The organism is Ferrovum myxofaciens (assembly GCF_000735045.1).
Classification (GTDB): domain Bacteria; phylum Pseudomonadota; class Gammaproteobacteria; order Burkholderiales; family Ferrovaceae; genus Ferrovum; species Ferrovum myxofaciens.
Map to the genome: position 1 here is coordinate 1 of NZ_JPOQ01000119.1, position 334 is coordinate 334.

Consider the following 334-nt stretch of genomic DNA (forward strand, 5'->3'; position numbering starts at 1 on the left):
CGGAGCGCAGACCAGAGTTTGGGTTTCCTTGAGTTTGATGACGGGACGCACATACTTGAGGATCACATAACTGGCAGGACGTTGGGCCAGGCGGTGCGAGACCTTCTCGCTGACGATCTCGTACTGTGCCGGATCCAGCCCCTCTGCCTCTTTGCAGGGCAGGGTGATGGTTTCCACGGGGAGTTTGGAATCGTCGAAGAACAGTCCGTCTTCAGCGGGAGGGGTGGGCTTGGCGGGTTTGTTCCGGGAATGGGCAGCGACGGTCTGGGTGTCCGGGGCAGGAAGCGGAGTATTGCCTTCCCCACCCAAGTCACTGAAGGCCAGTTGGAGGCTG

At 60.2% G+C, this 334-nt stretch carries 1 pseudogene; it reads right to left on the reverse strand.

From position 1 onward, the window contains the following. A pseudogene (locus IV91_RS19165) lies at window positions 1-334 on the reverse strand (IS66 family transposase); the annotation flags it as partial.